Annotated in this window: 15 protein-coding genes; 11 read left to right on the forward strand and 4 right to left on the reverse strand. The window is 67.3% G+C overall.

Annotation, left to right across the window (positions count from 1 at the left end; translation table 11 throughout):
• Positions 1-55: 55 nt before the first annotated feature.
• From AC4LGL_RS15050 to AC4LGL_RS15060, 3 genes are read left to right on the forward strand one after another with little or no spacing between them, the layout of a single operon-like run.
• Positions 56-688, forward strand: coding sequence for a sigma-70 family RNA polymerase sigma factor (locus tag AC4LGL_RS15050; RefSeq protein WP_491839453.1), 633 nt, complete (start codon positions 56-58; stop codon positions 686-688).
• Positions 685-3,513, forward strand: coding sequence for a LuxR C-terminal-related transcriptional regulator (locus AC4LGL_RS15055; RefSeq protein ID WP_491839454.1), 2,829 nt, complete (start codon positions 685-687; stop codon positions 3,511-3,513). Before AC4LGL_RS15050 ends, AC4LGL_RS15055 begins: the two co-directional genes overlap by 4 nt.
• Positions 3,514-3,553: 40 nt before the next feature.
• Positions 3,554-6,394 (forward strand): AAA family ATPase, encoded by a 2,841-nt coding sequence (locus AC4LGL_RS15060; RefSeq protein ID WP_491839455.1) that lies wholly within the window; start codon positions 3,554-3,556, stop codon positions 6,392-6,394.
• Here the strand turns inward: AC4LGL_RS15060 and AC4LGL_RS15065 are convergent.
• Positions 6,352-9,288: an aminotransferase gene (locus tag AC4LGL_RS15065; RefSeq protein WP_491839456.1), complete on the reverse strand. Its 2,937-nt coding sequence runs from the start codon at positions 9,286-9,288 to the stop codon at positions 6,352-6,354. The two genes, AC4LGL_RS15060 and AC4LGL_RS15065, sit on opposite strands and share 43 nt — an antisense overlap.
• Positions 9,285-10,157 carry an alpha/beta fold hydrolase gene (locus AC4LGL_RS15070; RefSeq protein ID WP_436971762.1) on the reverse strand — a complete coding sequence of 291 codons (873 nt, stop codon included), beginning with the start codon at positions 10,155-10,157 and terminating at the stop codon, positions 9,285-9,287. The genes AC4LGL_RS15065 and AC4LGL_RS15070 overlap by 4 nt, the downstream gene beginning before the upstream one ends.
• A 99-nt stretch (positions 10,158-10,256) precedes the next feature.
• On the opposite strand from AC4LGL_RS15070, the gene AC4LGL_RS15075 reads away from it, so the two are divergent.
• From AC4LGL_RS15075 to AC4LGL_RS15095, 5 genes are all read left to right on the forward strand, one after another.
• Complete coding sequence (locus AC4LGL_RS15075) at positions 10,257-10,898, forward strand: TetR/AcrR family transcriptional regulator (RefSeq protein ID WP_491839457.1); 642 nt, start codon at positions 10,257-10,259, stop codon at positions 10,896-10,898.
• Positions 10,899-11,028: 130 nt separating this feature from the next.
• A complete protein-coding gene (locus AC4LGL_RS15080) occupies positions 11,029-11,706 on the forward strand; it encodes an Rv1363c family protein (RefSeq protein ID WP_491839458.1) in 678 nt (225 codons plus the stop codon).
• The gene (locus AC4LGL_RS15085) at positions 11,703-12,506 is read left to right on the forward strand and encodes an Rv1363c family protein (RefSeq protein ID WP_491839459.1); all 804 of its coding nucleotides are present in this window, start codon (positions 11,703-11,705) and stop codon (positions 12,504-12,506) included. Before AC4LGL_RS15080 ends, AC4LGL_RS15085 begins: the two co-directional genes overlap by 4 nt.
• Complete coding sequence (locus AC4LGL_RS15090) at positions 12,503-13,408, forward strand: alpha/beta fold hydrolase (protein WP_491839469.1); 906 nt, start codon at positions 12,503-12,505, stop codon at positions 13,406-13,408. The genes AC4LGL_RS15085 and AC4LGL_RS15090 overlap by 4 nt, the downstream gene beginning before the upstream one ends.
• 25 nt (positions 13,409-13,433) lie before the next feature.
• Positions 13,434-14,654 carry a WS/DGAT domain-containing protein gene (locus tag AC4LGL_RS15095; protein WP_491839470.1) on the forward strand — a complete coding sequence of 407 codons (1,221 nt, stop codon included), beginning with the start codon at positions 13,434-13,436 and terminating at the stop codon, positions 14,652-14,654.
• 5 nt (positions 14,655-14,659) lie between these two features.
• Here AC4LGL_RS15095 and AC4LGL_RS15100 read toward each other — a convergent pair whose 3' ends face one another.
• Positions 14,660-15,259, reverse strand: coding sequence for a TetR/AcrR family transcriptional regulator (locus tag AC4LGL_RS15100; RefSeq protein WP_491839460.1), 600 nt, complete (start codon positions 15,257-15,259; stop codon positions 14,660-14,662).
• A gap of 24 nt (positions 15,260-15,283) precedes the next feature.
• On the opposite strand from AC4LGL_RS15100, the gene AC4LGL_RS15105 reads away from it, so the two are divergent.
• From AC4LGL_RS15105 to AC4LGL_RS15115, 3 genes are all read left to right on the forward strand, one after another.
• Positions 15,284-16,057, forward strand: a complete 774-nt coding sequence (locus AC4LGL_RS15105) for an SDR family NAD(P)-dependent oxidoreductase (protein ID WP_491839461.1) — start codon at positions 15,284-15,286, stop codon at positions 16,055-16,057.
• Between the two features lie 22 nt (positions 16,058-16,079).
• Positions 16,080-16,601: a DoxX family protein gene (locus AC4LGL_RS15110; RefSeq protein ID WP_491839462.1), complete on the forward strand. Its 522-nt coding sequence runs from the start codon at positions 16,080-16,082 to the stop codon at positions 16,599-16,601.
• Between the two features lie 136 nt (positions 16,602-16,737).
• Positions 16,738-18,492: a DUF3556 domain-containing protein gene (locus AC4LGL_RS15115; protein WP_491839463.1), complete on the forward strand. Its 1,755-nt coding sequence runs from the start codon at positions 16,738-16,740 to the stop codon at positions 18,490-18,492.
• Positions 18,493-18,528: 36 nt separating this feature from the next.
• Here AC4LGL_RS15115 and AC4LGL_RS15120 read toward each other — a convergent pair whose 3' ends face one another.
• Complete coding sequence (locus AC4LGL_RS15120; RefSeq protein ID WP_491839464.1) at positions 18,529-19,320, reverse strand: FadR/GntR family transcriptional regulator; 792 nt, start codon at positions 19,318-19,320, stop codon at positions 18,529-18,531.
• Positions 19,321-19,491 lie beyond the last annotated feature (171 nt).

The raw sequence follows: 19,491 nt of genomic DNA on the forward strand, positions 1-19,491 counted from the left end.
TCGACCACGCAGTTCCGTGGCGCGACGGAGGCCCCGTGGCATCCAGGGTGGAGGTATGTCGACACCGGATGAACTGGACCTGGCTCTCGACATCTTTCTCACACATCGCACGCGGCTGTTCGGTATCGCCTACCGAGTCACCGGCGAGGTGTGTGGTGCCGAAGACCTGGTCCAGGAGGCCTGGCTGCGGTGGCAGCGCACCGATCGCACGATTGTGGAAAACCCGGCCGCATTTCTGACCACCACCACGACCAACCTCGCGATCAACGTCATCCAGTCGGCCCGGTACCGCCACGAGGCACCGACCGCGTCGCCGTTGGACTACCTGGTCGACACCGTCGACGACGAGCCCGTGTCGCGGACCGAACAGACCGCTCTGGTCGAGGAGCTGCTGGCCCTGCTGATGGTGAGGTTGACGTCGGCGGAGCTGGCCGCCTACGTGCTGCGCAAAGGCTTTGAATACGCCTACGTCGACATCGCAGCGCTCCTGCGGACGAGTGTGGCGAACACGCGGCAACTGGTCCGCCGGGCCCAGACCCGGCTCGTTACCGGTGAGCGTGCCTCAGCGGTCCTGATCGCCACGCACCGCCGGCTTGCCAACGCGTTCTTGCGGGCCGCGCGCACCGGCGACCGCCGAGATCTGGAGCGGCTCCTCACCGGCGAGTACGCCGGCTCACGGGCCGCATGAGGGCCGAAACCTCAGGCCGGTTGGCCTGGACCGTCGAGACACCTCGCGTCGAGGAGATGGAGCGGCTCGACGGAACCCGGGGACGGCTTGTCGGCCGGCGATGGGAGCGCACCACTCTCGACGACATGGTCACGGCGGTGGCGGGCGGTCGCAGTGCAGCACTGGTGCTGCGGGGCGAGGCAGGTATCGGCAAAACCGCGTTGCTCGACTACGTGGGCGACCATGCGCCCGGTTGCCAGGTGGTGCGCATCGCGGGGATCGAGGCGGAGGCGGAGCTGGCTTTCGGCGGGCTGCACCGGCTGTGCGAGCCGTTTCGGGAACATTTCGACCGGCTGCCTGTCCCACAGCGGTCGGCGCTCGAAACGGCGTTCGGGCTCAGCGCGGGCACTCCCGCGGACCGGTTCCTCGTCGGCCTGGCAGTCCTGAGCCTGTTGGCGGAGGCGGCGGCGCGGCAACCCGTGGTGTGTCTGATCGACGATGCGCAATGGTTGGATCGGATTTCCGCTCAGATCTTGTCGTTCGTCGGTCGCCGGCTGCTGGCCGAGCGGGTGGTCCTGCTCTTCGCGGTACGTGAGCCCGTCGTGGGGGATGCCCTGACGGATCTACCCGCGCTGCGGATCGAGGGCCTGGGCGATCACGACGCCCGGACTCTGCTGGCACGGGGCTGCCCGGGCCGCGTCGACGACCGGGTGCTCGATCGTATTCTGGCCGAGTCCCAGGGGAATCCGCTTGCACTCCTGGAACTTCCACGTGAGGTGACTGCTGCGCAGCTGGCCGTGGCTGCCGACGGGCTCGACGACCATTCGCTGGCCGGCCAGATCGAGCAGGGCTTCCGGCGCCGCCTTGGTTCGTTGTCATCCGAGGCCCAGCTTCTGGTGTTGCTCGCCGCGGCTGATCCGGTGGGAGACGTGGCGCTGCTGCGGCGCGCGGCCACACAGTTGGATATCGACATCGTCGCCGCGGGCGCCGAAGCACAGGCCGGGGACCTGCTCACGGTCGGCACCATGGTCCGATTCCGGCATCCACTGGTCCGTTCGGCGGCCTACCGGTCGGCGACGACATCGCAGCGGCGGCATGTGCACCGGGCGTTGGCGGAGGCGACCGACCCCGAACACGACCCCGATCGACGCACGTGGCACTTGGCAAGTGCCGCAGGGCACCCGGATGAGGAGGTGGCCTCCGCACTCGAGCTGGCCGCCGCCCGCGCCCGCGCCCGCGGGGGTGCTGCCGCGGCGGCGGCATTCCTCGACCGGGCCGCAGAGCTGACCCCTCATCCGCATCGACGTGGCTCCCGCGCGTTGGCCGCTGCGCAGGCCAAGAGTGAAGCAGGTGAGTTCGGTGAGGCTCTCGAACTGCTCGACGACCTCGCGACGCTGCCGTTGAACAAGCGTGAGCATGCCCTGGCCGAACTGGTGCGCGGACGAAGTCTCTTCGCCTTCCGCAGTGCCAGCGCGGGCCTGCCCTCACTGCTCGCTGCTGCCAAACAACTTGAGCCAGTTGACCGCGGTCTCGCGACCGAGACCTACCGCGACGCGTTCTACGCCGCCCTCACCGCCGGCAGATTGCCTGACGAGGTCGGCGTGGAGCAGGTGGCGGCTGCGATCCTGGCGATGCGGCGGCCCACGGACCCGGCTTGCTCAGACCTGCTCCTGGAAGGCGTTTCCCGGATCACGGTTGCGGGTTACGCACAGGGGGCGCCGCTGGTTCATCGTGCCCTCGCGGCCTATCGAACAGGCCGCTTCTCCCCAGCGGACGGGCTGGGCTGGCTGCCCTTGGCGTGCCGATTGGCGCACAACACTTGGGAATTCGACGCCTGGTCCACGCTGTCGGCCAGGCTGGTCGAGCTTGCTGTGGACGCCGGCGCACTTGCCGTCCTGCCGTCGGCGCTGCTGCTGCGGCTGTCGAACCGCGTCTATGCAGGTGACCTGGCCGCTTCCGACGCGCTGGTCGCTCAGGCCGCAACGTTGGGCGAGGTCACCGGAAGCAGCTTTTTCGCGCACTACGGCGCCGTGGTCGTCGAACCCTGGCGCGGTGACGAGACACGCACGCGGCAGGCCATCGACCTGATCACCTCCGACCCGTTGCTGCGCGGCGAGGGAAAGGCGCTGACGGCGACGGAATGGGCGGCCGCGGTGCTGTACAACGGGCTCGGCCGGTATGACGAGGCCCTCGCTGCGGCCCGCCGCGGATCCGCCTACCCGCAGGAGCTTGGACTCTCAACCTGGTCGATGGTCGAGCTGGTCGAGGCGGCAGCAAGATTGAGCCTTCCGGCCGAGGCGGCCGAAGCGGTGCGACACATCGAAGACATGGCTGCGGTGAGTGGTACCGATTGGGTGCGCGGCACAGCGGCCTATGTCGGCGCGCTGGTGACAGACGGCCCGGTCGCCGAGCAACGCTATCGCGATGCGATCGAGCTTCTCGAGCGTACGGGCGTCCGAATGCTCACCGCACGGGCCTATCTGGTGTACGGCGAGTGGCTGCGGAGCGAACAGCGACGGGGCGAAGCGCGGCAACATCTCCGCCAGGCATACACCCTGCTGAGCGACTTGGGCGCCGACGGGTTCGCCGAGCGGGCCCGCCGGGAACTCGCCGCCGCGGGGGCAGCGACTTCGGCCAGGCCAACGGGCCGGCGGGCGGTCGACGCCGCATCGCTCACCGCGCAGGAGATGCAGATCGCCCGGCTCGCCGCCGACGGACTGACCAATTCGGAGATCGGCGCGCAACTGTTCATCAGCGCTCACACCGTCGAGTGGCACCTACGAAAAGTGTTCGGCAAGTTGGGTATTCGCTCCCGCCGGCACATCGCGGCGAAGCTGGGGAAGTAGAGGCTGTCACAAAATCGGCTGCTATTCGGTCGATATGTGTATGTGGCGGAAACCTTTTCACGATGCGGGCGCGCGTGTCCTGATCGGACGCGATGCCGAATGCCGGGTTCTGGAGGATCTGGTCACGGGAATGCGGAGCGGAGGCAGGGTGCTGGTGCTGCGCGGACAGCGCGGCGTCGGGAAGACCGAACTGCTGAACCACCTTCTCAAGCGGGTCGGGCACTACCGATCGGTACGGGTGACCGGAGTGTCGTTGGATATGGACCTCGACTTCGCCGGTCTACAGCAGTTGTGCCGACCGCTGCTCGGCCACCTCGCCGGGCTGCCGGAAGACCAACGCGATGCACTGGTGGTGGTTCTGGGACTCGGATCCGGTGCGCCGCCGACCGAAAAATTGGTGCAGTCAGCGGTTTTGAATTTGCTGACCGCCGCCTGCCGCGATGAACCGCTGGTCTGGGTTCTCGACGACGCACATTGGCTGGACCCTGCGACGCTGGCGGTTCTGGCCGCTGTGGCGAGGCGGTTGACCACCGAACGGGCCGGGCTGGTGTTCGCGACCCGTGACCTCGGGGTAGACGTGCTGAGCGGATTGCCCGAACGCATGATCGGTCCGTTGTCGGATGAGCATGCGCGAGACCTGCTGGGCACGGTGATGATGACCCGACTCGACCCGCGCGTCAGCGATCGGATCATCGCCGAGACCCGGGGTAATCCGCTTGCGTTGGTTTCACTTCCGCATGATTGTGCCGCCGCAGAACTTGCCGGGGCGCTGCGCGGCGGTGACACCCCTTCGGGGGTCAAAAGAATCGAGCTCGACTATGTCGAGTTGATTCGCGCGCTGCCCGAAACGACTCGGCAGCTGCTCCTCGCCGCTGCGGCCGAGCCCGTCGGTGATGCCGCTGTGTTGGGTCGCGTCGCGGACCGGCTTGGGATCACTGCCGACATGCTGGCGCCCGCGGTGGTCGCCCGAGTGATCGAAATCGACTCCGATGTGCGGTTTCTGCACCCCCTGGCCCGGTCGGCCGCTTACCACGCTGCCGACCCGTCCGCACGCCGCGAGATGCACCGTGTACTGGCCGAAGTCACCGATGTCGAGATCGATCCGGACCGCCGGATCTGGCATATCGCCAACGCCGTGACGTGGCCCGACGATGAGGTGGCAGCGCAACTGGAAGTCGCTGCCGGTCATGCGCACGCGCAGATCGGTATGGCCGTTGCCGCAACATTTCTCGAGCGGGCCGCGGTCCTGACATCGGTTCCGGACCTTCGCTGTGACCGCGCGCTGGCCGCAGCGCGGGCCAAGCTCGATGCCGGCGCCTTTTCCGATGCCGACACGTTGCTCGGCATGGCAGGCCTCGCACCGATGACCGGCCTGCAGCGGGCACGAGCCGCGCGGTTGTCCGCGCAGATGGAGTTCGCCAAGCGGCGCAGCGGCGACGGCGCGGCGGCTTCGTTGAGTGAGATCGCATCCCGGATGAGTGATGCTGCAGTCGAATTCGAGCACTTCGACGCTGAAGTGAGCCTTGAGACGCATCTCGAAGCTCTCGCTGCGGCGATGTACGCAGGCCGGCTCGGAGATATCCCGGCCGTGGCGCGGACGGCCGAGACCGCGCGGTGCGGTATCGAACGCCTATCCACCGGTTCTGGGCCGGTGGGCACCGTGTTGCGGGGCATGACGGCTCAGATCACCGGTGTTCCGTATGCCGGGGAGGGATTGCCGGCGGCGGTGGAGAGGCTGGGCGCGCATCGTCTCGATGCCGATTCCCCGGCGTCGCGGTGGATGGTGCCCGCGCTGCCTCTCATCCAACAGTCCACGGCCTATGAACTATGGGATGACGGGTTGGTGCACCGGCTCTCCACGGCGGCGGTGCGACGAGTCCGGGCGTCCGACGCGTTGGCGCTGCTTCCGGAGACCCTGGCCTACCGGGCCGTCGTGCACATGTTGGCCGGCGAGCTCGTTGCCGCCGAAGCCCTTCTGACGGAGGCTGATTCGACCTTTCTGTCGACCCGCTACTACTCACCGCTGCGCTATCACTCTCTTGCGCTGGATGCGTGGAAGGGTGATCCGGAAGATCTCGATGCGCTCAAGGCTGGTGCCGAGGCGGCATCGGCCTCTGGGGAAGGCCGGGTGCTGGGCCTGGCCCGATATGCGACCGCCGTGCTCTGCAATGGTCTGGGCCGCTATGAGGAGGCGTTCGTCGCGGCCCGGCAGGCTGCCGAGTATGTGGACCTCGGACTGTACGGCTGGTATCTGGTCGAACTGATCGAGGCGGCGACCCGCATCGGCAACATCGACGCTGCGCAGGAGGCCTGCGGGCGCCTTACCGAGCGTTTATCGGTTCGCGACACGGATTGGGCTCTGGGGACTTTGGCGAGTGCACGGGCTCTGGTGGCCGACGATGGAGATGCCGAGGCTCACTACCGTGAAGCGATCGACCGGTTGGGGCGTACCCGCATCAGGGTCCACCTGGCCCGGGCCCATCTGCGCTACGGAGAATGGCTGCGCCGCCGGAAGCGCCGGTCGGCAGCCAAGGAGCAGCTCGCCATCGCGCACGAGATGTTCTGTGCCTTTGGTGCTCGGGCTTTTGCTGATCGTGCCGGGCGCGAGTTGATCGCGAAGGGGGAGCGGGCCGGCCGGCGGCCGGTCGCCGGCGGCGATGTCCTGACGGCTCAGGAGGCACAGATCGCGCGGCTCGCAGCAGCCGGACTGACCAACGCTGCAATCGGAGAGCAGCTGTTCATCAGCACCCATACCGTCGAGTGGCACCTGCGGAAAGTGTTCGTCAAGCTCTCGGTTACCTCTCGTCGGCAACTTCGGGGCTTGTCGGACAGCCTCGCTCACCACCCTTCGGTGAGGACCCGGTCCAGCGCATCGACGTAGAAGTCGGCTGCGTCGGTGTCGATGCACAACGGCGGCTTGGTTTTCAGGATGTTCTGGTGGTCGCCGGTCGGTTGGATGATCACGCCGAGTTCGAGCATCCGGTCACAGATCAGGGCCGTTTCCTCGGTGGCCGGCTCGAGTGTGTCGGGATCGCGGATCATCTCGACGCCCAAATACAGGCCGACACCATGGACGGTGCCGATGATCGGATGCCGAGTGGTGAGTTCTTCCAGTCGCGCCTTCAGATGAGTGCCCACGCGGGACGCGTTGCCTTGCAGGTCTTCGTCGTTCAGCACGTCGAGCACTGTCATTCCGATCGCGCACGACAGCGGACTTCCGCCGGTGGAGGAGAAGAAGTAGCCCTGGCTGCGGAAGGCCTCGGCGATCGCGCGGCTGGTGACCACCGCCCCCAGCGGATAGCCATTGCCGACCGATTTCGCCATCGACACAATGTCGGGGACCACGCCCTGCTGGTCGAAGCCCCAAAACCATTCGCCCAGACGGCCGTAGCCGACCTGCACTTCGTCCGCGACCGCGTAGCCGCCCGCTCCGCGCACGGCCGCGTAGACCTGCGGCAGGTATCCGTCGGGTAGGGCCATCCCGCCGGCGTTGCCGTAGACCGTCTCGCAGATGAACGCGGCCGGGGCGCGCCCCTCGGCGATCAACTGGTCGATCTGGGCCACCGCATCCACCGCGTATCGCCCGACCTCGCTGCCGCGGTACTTGCCGCGGAAGCTGTTGGGCGATTCGACGGTGTGCACCCAATCCGGCCGGGTGGTAAGCGCATTCGGGTTGTCCGCGGTGGAGGTCGACACGGCGTCGGTGCCGTACGTCCAGCCGTGGTACGCCTCGCGCATGGCCACCACATCGGGGCGCCCGGCCGCCGCGGTCGCCAACCGTAGCGCCAGGTCGCTGGCCTCAGATCCGGAGTTGACCAGGAATACCGTGTCGAGCGGATCGGGCAAGAGCCCGGCAAGGCGTTCGCTGAATTCGACGACGGAGGCATAGTTGAACCGCGAGTTGGTGTTCAGCTTGCGCAGCTGCCGGGCGGCTGCCGCCGCGACCCGAGGGTGCGCGTGGCCTAGGACCGTGACGTTGTTGACCATGTCCAGATAGCAGCGTCCGCTGGTGGACATCAGGAAGTGTCGCCAGCCGCGTTCGATCCGCGGCGGCCGGCGGTAGTAGTGCTCCTGTACGGGTGCGAACGCCCGGTCGCGCCGGGTCATCAGATCGGGCTCGGCATCTTCGATGGGTAGGACCGGTAATCCGAGCAGCGGGCGCGGATCTCGGCACAGTGCCAGCCAGCCGGGAGCAAGTGCGGGTGTGGTCAGGCGCGGCGCCACCGGCGCGCCGACCGGCCGCAGGGCGAGTTCGACACGTCGGCCCGGTTCGGCCACGCCCAACCCGTCTCCCGAACCGGCGCTCACTCCGGTCAAAGTCAGCTCGAAGCCGGTGCCGCGCAACGTCACTGCAGAGGCTGAGCGATCGACGATCTCACCGCTGAAAGGCATTACCAGCGGGGTGGATTCAGCGGCCCACACGCTTATTCCGGTCGGCACCACGGCCGGTTCGTCCTGGCTCAACGCGGGGGCCTGCGAGATCCGCGGTTGTCCGTACCGGCTCACCACCAGGGCGGCGCCGTTGGCCAGTGCGGCCCTGGCCAATTCGTCTTCGGCGTCGGGTTTCACCCAGCCGCCGGCCCTGAAGGCGCCATCCAGATCATCGGAGGTCGCGGACAGGTCCAGCGTCACCACCGGCCCCGGCACGGTGAGCATCGGCCGGTCAACGGGCACCGGCGCGGGCGGTGCGGCCAGGCCGAGATCGGCTTTGATCAGTGCCGTCATCACATCCATCGGCACCGAGGTGGCGGACTCGAACATCTGCCACTCGCCGTCGGATTGCTCGGTGAGGTAGTCGTTGTCCGGGTCGAAACCGGCCTGATGTGCTCCGCTGACGATCAGCACCGCGGTGCGCAGAACCAGCAACGGCCACAACGCTTCTGCCTCGGCAACACTCAAGGGCCGGATGGCATGGAAGGCCCGGATGCCGGGCAGCACGGCCATCGGGTCGGCGCCCGGATGTTGCAGTACCGAGGACAGCGTGATGGCCAGTTCGCTCACGGCCCAACTGTCGGCCAGGTCGCCGAGATCGATGATGCCGTCGGGGTGCACGGCACCGCCCACACCGCGGGAGACCACGACATTGGCGTCGGTCAGGTCCATGTGCACGGCCTGCCGGGGCAGCGCGTCGGCCAGTGGTGCGATGCGTGCCCAGGCCTCATCGGCCACGGTCTCCAGTCGGGAACGTGCGGCAGCGTCGTCGACGTGGGCCGCCAGGCGGGCCACCACCTCGGCACCGTAACGCAGGTCCCACTGCAGGATCCGGTCCAGGCCGGGGTGGCTGAAACCGGCCAAGGCTCGGCTGACCCGCCCGGCCAGTGCGCCCAGTTCGGCGACCGTGGCCGGCGGCAGGTAGCCGGACTCGATGAGGGTTCCGCCGGGCAGGTGTCGCAGCAGCCGCACGTAGGTCGTGTCGCCGGTCCGGTTCAGGCCCAGACCGGTTACCGCAGTGAGCTTTTCGCCACGTTGGTTGGGCAATGACTGCGCCACCCGCACGCCAGGTTCGGCTGCTGCGATCAGATCCGCGGCCAACTCCTGAGCGGTCAGCTCGATCTCGTTGAATGCGGGGTTCGCGATCTTCAGCACCGCGGTGACCGCGTCGCCGTCACCCACCAGGAAGTTCTTGTCCTGTTGGCTGCCCAGCGATTTCACGCTTGCCCGTAGGCCGAAGTGGGTGGCCAGGATGTCGCGGGCGGACGATTCACCGACGTGGGGTGCGGGCAGCTCAGGCTGGCGCAGAAAGTTGAAGCCGACGGTGTCGCGGTCGGCGCTCACCGCCCGACGAACTCCACGACGACCTCGGTGAATGCGTCGTTGTCGTCCCCGGCGGCGGTGTGCCCCGCATCGGACAACTCGACGAACTCTGCGGCAGGCACCTTCTCCAGAAAGTCCTGCACGCCTTCGGGGCTGACCACATCGGAGAGCTTGCCGCGGATCAGCAGGATCGGGATGGTCAGGTTCATCGCGGCTGATTCCAGCTTGTCCACCCGGGCGAACGGATCGTCTTCGGGTTTGGTGAGGAAGGCCGGATCCCAGTGCCAATACCAGCGCCCGTCGCGCTGCCGCAGGTTCTTCTTCAGCCCCTCCGGGCTGCGCGGCTTCGTGCGGTGGGGCAGGTAGGCGGAGACCGCTTCGGCAGCCTGTTCGAGGGAGTCGAAACCGTCCACGTTGGTGAACATGAAGTCGCGGATACGTGCGCTACCGCTCTTCTCGAACCGGGGCACCACATCGACCAGCACGAGTTTGGTCACGAGCTCCGGGCCGGCCTCGTGGGACGCCAGGATGCTGGTGAGCCCGCCCATGCTGGCGCCGATCAGTACCACTGGGCGGCCGACTTGATACAGCACGTGCTGCACGTCGGAGCTCAGCGCTTCCACCGAATAGTTCGCGCTGGGGGAGCGGTCGCTGTCGCCGTGGCCACGCGCGTCGAGCGCGATCACGTGCAAGCCGTCGTCGGCCAGGATCTGCCCGGTGTTCTTCCAGGAGTACCGGTTCTGCCCGCCGCCGTGAAGTAGCAGAACCGTAGGTCGGCCAGCAGCGGACGCGGCGTCGCGGTTCCATTCGTCGCCGACCAGATTCAGGTCGTCGACGCCCCGGAACGTGACGATGCGTGACTCACTGTGCGCGGTTTTCCCGGTGCTCACGGACATTCCTCTCGGCAGGCCCCGGAAGTCACGTTACCCAGGGGCATTTTCGTCGCATCTGCGACCCGTGCAAGCGGCCCGTTTCTAGAATCGTCAATCGTGCGGATTGATCCAGGTATCGAGCCGGATGACGCGGCGCGCGACGCCGCCGAACGCCGCGCGATCATCAGGGCCGCCTTCACCTGCCTGGCCGAGCCCCACACCGGTGCTGTGCCGATCGCGGCGGTGCTGGCTCGCGCCGGGCTGTCCACCCGGGCTTTCTATCGCCACTTCGAATCCAAGGACGCGTTGTTCCTGGCGATGCAGCAGAGCGCGGGCAGGGCGTTGGGCCGCAGGCTCGACGAGATCGCCGACGACACCGATGGTGCGCCCGCGGATCAGCTCGAGCAGTGGATCAGGGTGTCGTTCGACGTGATACACGAGGCGCGAACGCGCGGGCAGGCGTTGGTGCTGGATCTGGAGGAGGTTCGCTCGGCCAAGGGCTACCTCTCCGGGCAGGAACAGTGGCGGATCGACCGCGAACGGTCGCTGGCGGCTCTCCTGCGCCGCGGCCTGGACGACGCGTCGTTTCCGCTGACCAGGCCGGAGCGGGATGCCGCGGCCATCCGCGCAGTGGTCAGCCATGAGTTGTCCCGGCTGGGAGCCGACGGCGATTGGGACGGTGCGTGCGCCGCCGCGGTGGACTTTGCGCTGCGCGCAGTAGGGGCGCGCATCACGTGCAGAGAGCCCGGTAGCACGTAGGGGCGGCCGCTCGCGAGGCGTATCCCGGACTGCCGGTACCGCTGATGACGGTGTGACCGGTGCCACGTACGTTGGACCGCACGCGTGCTGTCGCACGCGCGATACCGCAGTGCCACCGAGGAGCAGATGTATGGCAGACGACAGCGCCGACGCCGAGTCGGTCGAGCCGACCGAGGCTGAGGAGCCGAGCCAATCCGCCCCACAACCCGACGCCGCGGCTGCCGAAGAAACTGAAGAAACCGAAGAGGCCGACGAGGACGCCGACGGCGAGGCCGCGGAGGAAGAGTCGGACGAGGCCGAGCACGCGGCCCCCGAACGACGCCGGTTCCTCCGCTCGCAGACTGCGGCGGTTCTCGGTGGGGTGCTCGTCGTCGCGCTCGTGGCGCTGACCGGTTGGCTCGGCTATGACTACTACCAGGTCCATCAGGAACAGCAGCGACGTGACATGTTCATGGAAACTGCCCGCCAAGGCGCGACGAACCTGACAAGCATCGACTGGGAGCACGCCGACGACGATGTCCAGCGAGTGCTCGACTCATCGACCGGCCGGTTCTACGACGACTTCGAGAAACGTTCGAAGTCCTTCCTGGACGTGGTCAAGCAGATCAAGTCGAAGTCGGTGGGCACTGTTACCGCATCGGCGCTGGACTCCTACTCGGAAGACAAGGCGGACGTGCTCATGTCCGTGACCATTCGGTCCACGAATGCGGGCGTGCCCGAGCAGGATCCCCAGGTGTGGCGAATGGTGTTGACAGTGCAGGATGTTGAGGGCAAGGCAAAGGTTTCCAACGTGGAGTTCATCCAGTGAGCGGCCGACACAAGATGCCGCCGGCGGGGCGTCGTAAGGCCGCAGCCGAATCCGCAGAGAGCGCCGAGCCCGTAGCTGCCGAGACCGTAGCCGCCGAGCCGGTCAGCCTTGAGAAGACGAGCCCCGGGTCGGACAGCGCCGAGGAGGCGGCAGTCGCGGAGACTCCAGTGGAAGCGGCAGTCGAGGAATCGGTCGAGCCTGCCGACGAGTCCGTCGTTGCCGACGAACCGGATGAGCCCGCCGGCGAAGTGGACAAAGCCGAAGAAGCCGACGAGGCGGTGGAGCCCGCCGAAGAGGCCGGATCATCCCGCGCCCGCGCCCGCGCTCAGGTCAGCCTGCCTGTCGTGCTGGCGGTCATCGCGTTGGTGTTGGCGACGGCCTCCGGGGTGCTGCGCTGGCTCACGGTGTCGCAGAACGAAAGTGACACGGCCCGGGTCGAATCGGTTCAGGCCGCCAAGGACATCACCGCCCAGATGCTGTCGTATGAGACCGAAACCGTCGACCAGCAGCTCACTGCGGCGCGCGACCGGATGACCGGTGAATTTCGCGGTACCTACACAGCGATGATCAACGAGGTGATCCCGGCCGCGCACGCGCAGCGGATCGCGGCGGTCGCCGACGTACTGGAGGCGGGGACGGTGACCGCGAAACCCGACCGCGTCGAGTTGGTGCTGTTCGTCAATCAGAGCGTCCAGGTCGGTGACGATATGCCGAAGAAGCACCCGTCGGTGGCACGGGTGACGATGGTCAAAGACGGTGGCCAATGGCTGATGTCCGAGTACGAGCCGGTGCCGCTGTGACCGAGCCGCGCTGGATTGATGTCGCCACCCCGGCAGTACAACTGCGGGCGTTGGTGTGGGGGCCCGATGACGGCCCGGTGGCGTTGTGTCTACACGGGTTTCCCGACACCGCCTATGGTTGGCGCAAAGTCGCCCCGATCTTGGCGGAGGCCGGCTGGAAAGTGGTGGCGCCGTTCATGCGCGGCTACGTGCCCTCGTCGATTCCCGCCGACGGCAGCTATCACGTCGCCGCGCTGATGGACGACGCGCTGAACCTCTTGCAGGCCGCCGGACCGACGGGGCGCGATGTGATCATCGGCCACGACTGGGGCGCCATGGCGGCAGCGGGAGTGGCCGCGCTGCCGGACAACCCGTTCACCCGAGCGGTGATCATGTCGGTACCGCCGATGGCCTCGTTCCAGCCACTGGGCCGGGTGCCCGACGCGGGCAAGCTGATGGCCCAGCTGCCGCGTCAGGCACTGCGCAGCTGGTACATGATGTACTTCCAATTGCCTTGGCTGCCTGAGCGGTCCGCGTCCTGGGTGGTGCCGCGGTTGTGGAAGGCGTGGTCGCCCGGATACGACGCGGCCGAGGACCTGCGCCACGTCGACGCCGCGATCGGGGCCCCGGACCGCTGGCGCGCCGCGCTGGGCTACTACCGGGCCACGATCCGGATGAGCAAACCGCCGGCGCGGTACGCCGAGCTGCACAAGCACTTGGCGTTGCCGCCGGTGCTGCCGTCGCTGTACCTGCACGGTACCGATGACGGCTGTGCCGCACCGGATTACATCCGGTGGGTGCGCGAGGTGCTGCCCGCCGGCAGCGACACCCATGTCGTCGAATCCGGTGGTCACTTCCTGCAACTCGATCAGCCCGACGCCACAGCCGCTCGCATCCTGGACTTCGTCGGACGTGCCGGTTAACCGACTCACTGCGGTCGATGCGCAGATGTTCTGGATGTCGTCCAGGATGCCCAACGACACGTTCCTGCTGTACGGATTCGACGGTGTACCCGTCGATCTGTCCGGGGCACTCGCCGAATTGGTTGCCAATGCCCGTACCAGCCCGGACCTCTCACAGCGGATCGATGACAGCGCACGGCTGCACTACCCGGCCTGGGTACCAGCCCCGGTCGACGAATTCCGGTTCGTGGTACACGATCTCGATCAGCCGACCTGGCTGGGTTGTCTGGCCGCCGTGAGCGAACTGGTGGATGCTCAACTCGATGCGCTGCTGGCGCCGTGGCGGCTGCATGTCTTCCCCGGAGTCGAGGGGATACCCGGTGTCGTCGGTACCGGCACCGTTGCGGTCCTGCAGATCACGCACGCCCTCGGGGGTGGTGGACGAACCTGCGGTCCGGCGGCGCTGATGTTCGGTCGCCAGGGAGCGGTGGCACCGGTGGTGCCGGTGTACGGCCACCCGGCGATGCTCCCGTGGCGGAGCATCGAAGCGGCCCGGGCGCACCGGCAATTGATGGCCGACACCGAGGCCGGGCGGGTGCCGCCGGCCGCGACACCGCGCCTTCCCCTCCGGACCAACGACCGCCCGACGGGTGTACGCAGTATGCGGACAGTGGTCCGCGGTCGCGCGCAGCTCTCGGGCGCCACCGTGACGGTCTGTGCTCTGGCCGGAATCTCCGAAGCCCTGGCCGGGCAGCTCCGTGAGCTCGGGACGGATCCGGCCACTCTCGGTGCCGAGGTGACCATGGCGAAATCCGGTCCACGCCAGGCCTACAACCATTTCGGCACGGTCGGCGTGGGCCTGCATCCGTCGTTGCCGCTGTCGCAGCGCCGCGCCGAGATCGCTGCTGAACTGGCGGCACGGCGCGAACGCGCCGCACACCCGGCGATGCGTGCCTCGGAACGTGCCTTCGCCGCCACCCCGGCCCCGCTTCTGCGGTGGGGGATCGGCCAGTTCAATCCCGACGCACGTTCGGCGACGGTCACCGGGAACACCGTGGTGTCCAGCGTGAACTGCGGCGCCGCGGATTTCGGTTTCGGCGGTAAGCCGGTACGGCTGGCTGCGGCGTTTCCCGGACTGTCGCCGATGGTGGGGCTCACTCACTGCGTCACGGGCGTGGGCGACACCATCTCGATCAGTGTGTTCGGGGCAGCGTCGGCGATCGGGGACGTCGACGGGTATATCGAGCGGCTCGAAGCGGCGTTGTGATCGGCCTAGCGACGCAGCATCGCGATGCCGACATCCAGCGCGGACTCGAGGTAGCTCAGGTCGCCGGAGGCCAGCATCACGCTGACCCCACCCTGGATCCCGGCCAGTAGTGCGGCGCCCACCTTTTCGGCATCCAGGTCGGCGGCCATCTTGCCCTGCGACTGCATGTGCCGGATGCCTGCTGAGATCTCGTCATGCCATTGCCGCAGCAAGGCTTTGGTGACCGCCTGGGCGCCGGGAGTGGTGCGGCCGATCTCCGACATCAGCAGACTCAGCGGGCAGCTCTGCCCTTGACGCCGGTACCGATCCACGACGGCGTCGCGCCAGCGTTGCCAGGCGGCCCATGAAGTGAGCTCGCCGAGGTAGGGTTGCTGATCCTCCAGCACCATCTGGGCTTCGCGTTCGGCCACCGCGAGCAGCAGTTGGTCCTTGCCGTCGGGAAAGTAGTGGAACAACTGGCTCTTGGACGTCTGGGTGTGGGCGCGGATATCGTCCAGCGTGGTGGCGGCCACCCCGTGGCTGCGGATCACCGACGCGGCGCCCTCGATGATGCGGCGTCGGGTGGCCTCGCCCTTGGCGGTCAGTTTCTGGACTTGCAGGTCCATTTTTAGCGGCCTATACCTGGACTCATGAGTCCAAACACTACGCGCCTGCAAGGCCGCACAGCACTTGTCACAGGATCCACCGGCGGCCTGGGTGTCGCCATCGCCAAGGCCCTCGCCGAGCAGGGCGCGTTCGTCATCGTCAGTGGCCGCAACAAGGAACGCGGCGACTCCGTCGTCGCCGAGATCCGTGCCGCCGGAGGACGAGCCGAGTTCGTCGCCGCCGACCTCGGGGCCGGGGCGGGTGAGGTGCAGCGCCTGGCCCAGCAGGCGGGCGAGGTCGCTGCGGCTGCCGGCGGGCAGCTCGACATCCTCGTCAACAACGCGGGGGTCTGGGGGATGCCCGAATCTACCGGCGAGGTCTCCGAGCAGGCCCTGCTGGAGTCGTATCAGACGAACGTGATCGCCCCTTTCCTGCTGACCGGGGCGCTGGCGCCGGCCATGGCCGAGCGTGGCCACGGCACGGTGGTGAACGTCGGCTCGATCACCGGGCTGATCGGCGGGGACCGCTCGGCGCTGTACTCGTCGACCAAGGCGGCGGTGCACTCGCTGACCAAGTCGTGGGCGGTCGAGTACGGCCCGCGCGGGGTCCGGGTGAACGCGGTGGCACCCGGACCGATCGCGACCGAACGGGCCGCTGACGTGGCCGATGAGATCGGTCCGGTGCTGGCCCGCATCCCGTCGCGTCGGATGAGCACCCCCGAAGAGGTCGCGGCGGCCGTCGCTTTTCTGGCCGGTGACGACGCCGGCAACATCCACGGGGTGATCCTCAGTGTGGATGGGGGCTGGGCGGCGGCTTAACAGATGTCCTAGATTCTGTTACATGGCTTCCTCTGCTTACGACACTGCGATCCTGCTCCTGCGCGTGGTGCTCGGCCTGACCATGGCCGCACACGGCTACAACAAGTTCTTCGGTGGCGGGCGCATCCCCGGCACCGCGGGATGGTTCGACAGCATCGGCATGAAGCCGGGCATGTTCCACGCCCGCGTCGCCGCCAGTACCGAACTGGCGGCCGGGCTGGGGTTGGCTTTGGGCCTGCTGACGCCGGTGCCCGCGGCGGGCTTCGTGGCGCTGATGCTGGTGGCGGCCTGGACCGTGCACCGGCACAACGGCTTCTTCATCGTCAAGGAGGGTTGGGAGTACAACCTGATCCTCGCGGTGGCCGCGGTGGCGATCGCCGGCACCGGTGCGGGTCGCTACAGCCTCGATCACCTGCTGTTCTCCAACTGCAGCTTCTACCACCTGCTGCACGGCTGGTGTGGGTTGACGATCGCTATCGTTCTCGGCCTGGTCGGTGGCATCGGCCAGCTGGTGATCTTCTTCCGCCCGCCGGTGAAGTCTTAGCTCGTCATCAGGCGCGCCGACACTACGGTTTCTGACGCAATTCCGGCACTTCTCGTCACAAACCGTAGTTTCGGCGGTTCCGCTGACTGGCCAGAACGACTACCCCGGGACTAGAACACGTTCTAATCTGTCGGGCATGGGTTTTCTCAAACAGGAATCTCCCGAGATCGACTTCGAGCAGTGGAGCAAGGGCACTCGTGCGGAGAAGATCCGGCCGATGGCGCGGCACTGGGCCGAGGTGGGCTTCGGGACTCCGGTTGCGCTGCACCTGTTCTACGTCGTCAAGATCGCGGCCTACATCCTCGGTGCCTGGCTGATCGCGCTGACGACCACCGGAATCGACGGGTTCACCAACGTCGCGTCCTGGTACGCCGAGCCGATCGTCTACCAGAAGGTCGTGTTCTACACGATGCTGTTCGAGGTCATCGGCCTCGGCTGCGGCTTCGGCCCGCTCAACAACCGGTTCTTCCCGCCGATGGGGTCGATCCTGTACTGGTTGCGGCCCAAGACGATTCGGCTCCCACCGTGGCCTGACCGGGTCCCGCTGACCAAGGGTGACAGCCGCGGCTTCGTCGACATCGCCCTGTACGGCGCCCTACTCGTGATGCTGGTGGTGGCGTTGGCGTCGCAGGGCACCGGCCCCATCCCGGCACTCGGCAGTGAGATCGGCGTGCTGCCGGTCTGGCAGACCGCCGCGATCGTCGGTCTGCTCGCCGTGGCCGGTCTGCGCGACAAGGTGATCTTCCTGGCCGCCCGCGGCGAGGTGTACGGGTCCCTGGCGGTCTGCTTCCTGTTCAGCGGGGCCGACATCGTCATCGCCGCCAAGTTGGTGTGCATGGTGATCTGGCTCGGGGCGGCCACCTCCAAGCTCAACAAGCACTTCCCGTTCGTCATCTCCACGATGATGAGCAACAACCCGGTGTTCCGGCCGCGCTGGATCAAACGCAAGTTTTTCGAGCACTTCCCGGATGACCTCCGGCCGGGGCGGCCGTCACGCTTCGTGGCGCATTTCTCCACCGCCGTCGAAGGTCTGGTGCCGTTGGTGCTGTTCTTCTCCCACGGGGGCTGGCCGACGGCGATCGCCGCCTTCGTCATGCTGGTGTTCCACTTCGGCATCCTGAGCTCCATCCCGATGGGGGTGCCCCTGGAGTGGAACGTCTTCATGATGTTCTCGGTGCTGGCGCTGTTCGTCGGGCACGCCGGAGTGGGTCTGGGGGATCTGGGCAGCCCGTGGCCGATCGTGCTGTTCGTGGTGGTCGCAGGAACCGTGGTGCTGGGAAACCTGTTCCCGCGCAAGGTCTCGTTCCTGCCGGGTATGCGCTATTACGCCGGCAACTGGGACACCTCGCTGTGGTGCGTCAAACCGTCGGCTGCGGAGAAGATCGAGAAGAAGATCGTCGCGATCGCCAGCATGCCGGCCGCCCAGATGGAGCGGTACTACGGCAGCCCCGAGGTCGCCCAGATGTACCTGTACATGGGATATGCGTTCCGCGGCTTCAACTCTCACGGCCGGGCACTGTTCACCCTGGCGCACCGGGCGATGGCCGGGTGCAACGAGGACGACTATGTGTTGACCGATGGCGAGCGCATTGTCTCCACGGCCATCGGCTGGAACTTCGGTGACGGGCACATGAGCAATGAGCAACTCGTGGCGGCCCTGCAGAAGCGGTGCCACTTCGAGCCGGGGGAGGTGCGCATCGTGATGCTCGACGCGCAGCCGATCCAGCACCAGACCCAGCAGTACCGATTGGTCGACGCGGCCACCGGGGAATTCGAGCGGGGCTATGTGAAGGTGGCCGACATGGTGACCCGCCAGCCCTGGGACGACGAACTACCGGTCTACGACGTCGAATCGGCATCGACGGTGCGTTCAGATCGCGATTCGGGCTGATTGTCCGATTTGAGCGCACGCTCGGCGGAAATCGGCTCAGCGCATGACGTCGCGCACCTTGACGCTCTCGATGTCCTGCAGCATCAGGATGCGTGCGGTGTCGAGGTGCTTGCGCCAATGTGCTTCGGCGGCATCGCCGTCACCGGAGCGGATGATCTGGATCAGCTTGCGGTAGGACCGCATGAGCTTGTCGTAGTCGGTCTTGGACACCGGCCGGCGCTCTTTGAACAGGAAGGCGTGGTGGCGCACGGTGATTTCGTGCAGCATGCCGGCGATGATGCCCAGTGTGGCGTTGCCGGACAGCTCCACCACGCGGCGGTGAAAGTCGCCCGTGGTCGCGGCCAGCTGGTCCGACTGATGATCCTTGGGGATGTGCTCGTCGAGCATCTGCTCCAGTTCGGCGATCGCCGCCTCGTCGCCCTTCTCGGCGAGCAGGCGGGCGGCCATCGGCTCGATCGCGGCGCGTCCAACCAGGAGGTCGGCGATGTCGGCGCCGGAGAGTTCGAGCAGCAGACCCGCCGGGCGGGCGACGATCTCAGGGCCCGGAACCCGGACGCGGGCTCCGGTACGCGAGCCACGGCGGACCTCGACCAGGCGCTCGGATTCCAGCACCCGCACGGCCTCACGCAGTGTCGGCCTGCTGACCCCGAAATGCTCCATGAGCTCGGCTTCGTTGGGCAGGAAGTCGCCCTCTTTGAGCTGACCGTCGACGACCATGCGCCGTAGGGTGCCCGCGACGAGCTCGGCGGTCTTCGGGGAACGGACCGGTGCCTGCGGTGCGATCGCGTCGGGGCCGATCATCGGCGCCAGCGGTGTGGTTCGAGCCACCAGACACTCCCAGGTGAGACAACTTTTATGCTGGCCGGATGGTCAGCTGTACAACTCAGTAAACCATCTGTTCACCGTGGGAACGGTACATCGACGTCTACCAACCAGTAGGTTCGGCGATTTCGCGCGCCGTGGCAGCGCAGATCTATCAACTGCCGACCGCGGGTTGAT

The organism is Mycolicibacterium arcueilense, assembly GCF_058536225.1.

Excerpts from the sequence above, each read along its gene's own strand:
- AC4LGL_RS15050 (WP_491839453.1), top strand. The coding sequence starts at position 56 with ATGTCGACACCGGATGAACTGGACCTGGCTCTCGACATCTTTCTCACA.
- AC4LGL_RS15095 (WP_491839470.1), top strand. The coding sequence starts at position 13,434 with ATGTTCTGGATGTCGTCCAGGATGCCCAACGACACGTTCCTGCTGTAC.
- AC4LGL_RS15055 (WP_491839454.1), top strand. The coding sequence starts at position 685 with ATGAGGGCCGAAACCTCAGGCCGGTTGGCCTGGACCGTCGAGACACCT.
- AC4LGL_RS15115 (WP_491839463.1), top strand. The coding sequence starts at position 16,738 with ATGGGTTTTCTCAAACAGGAATCTCCCGAGATCGACTTCGAGCAGTGG.
- AC4LGL_RS15110 (WP_491839462.1), top strand. The coding sequence starts at position 16,080 with ATGGCTTCCTCTGCTTACGACACTGCGATCCTGCTCCTGCGCGTGGTG.
- AC4LGL_RS15060 (WP_491839455.1), top strand. The coding sequence starts at position 3,554 with ATGTGGCGGAAACCTTTTCACGATGCGGGCGCGCGTGTCCTGATCGGA.
- AC4LGL_RS15105 (WP_491839461.1), top strand. The coding sequence starts at position 15,284 with ATGAGTCCAAACACTACGCGCCTGCAAGGCCGCACAGCACTTGTCACA.
- AC4LGL_RS15080 (WP_491839458.1), top strand. The coding sequence starts at position 11,029 with ATGGCAGACGACAGCGCCGACGCCGAGTCGGTCGAGCCGACCGAGGCT.
- AC4LGL_RS15100 (WP_491839460.1), bottom strand. The coding sequence starts at position 15,259 with ATGGACCTGCAAGTCCAGAAACTGACCGCCAAGGGCGAGGCCACCCGA.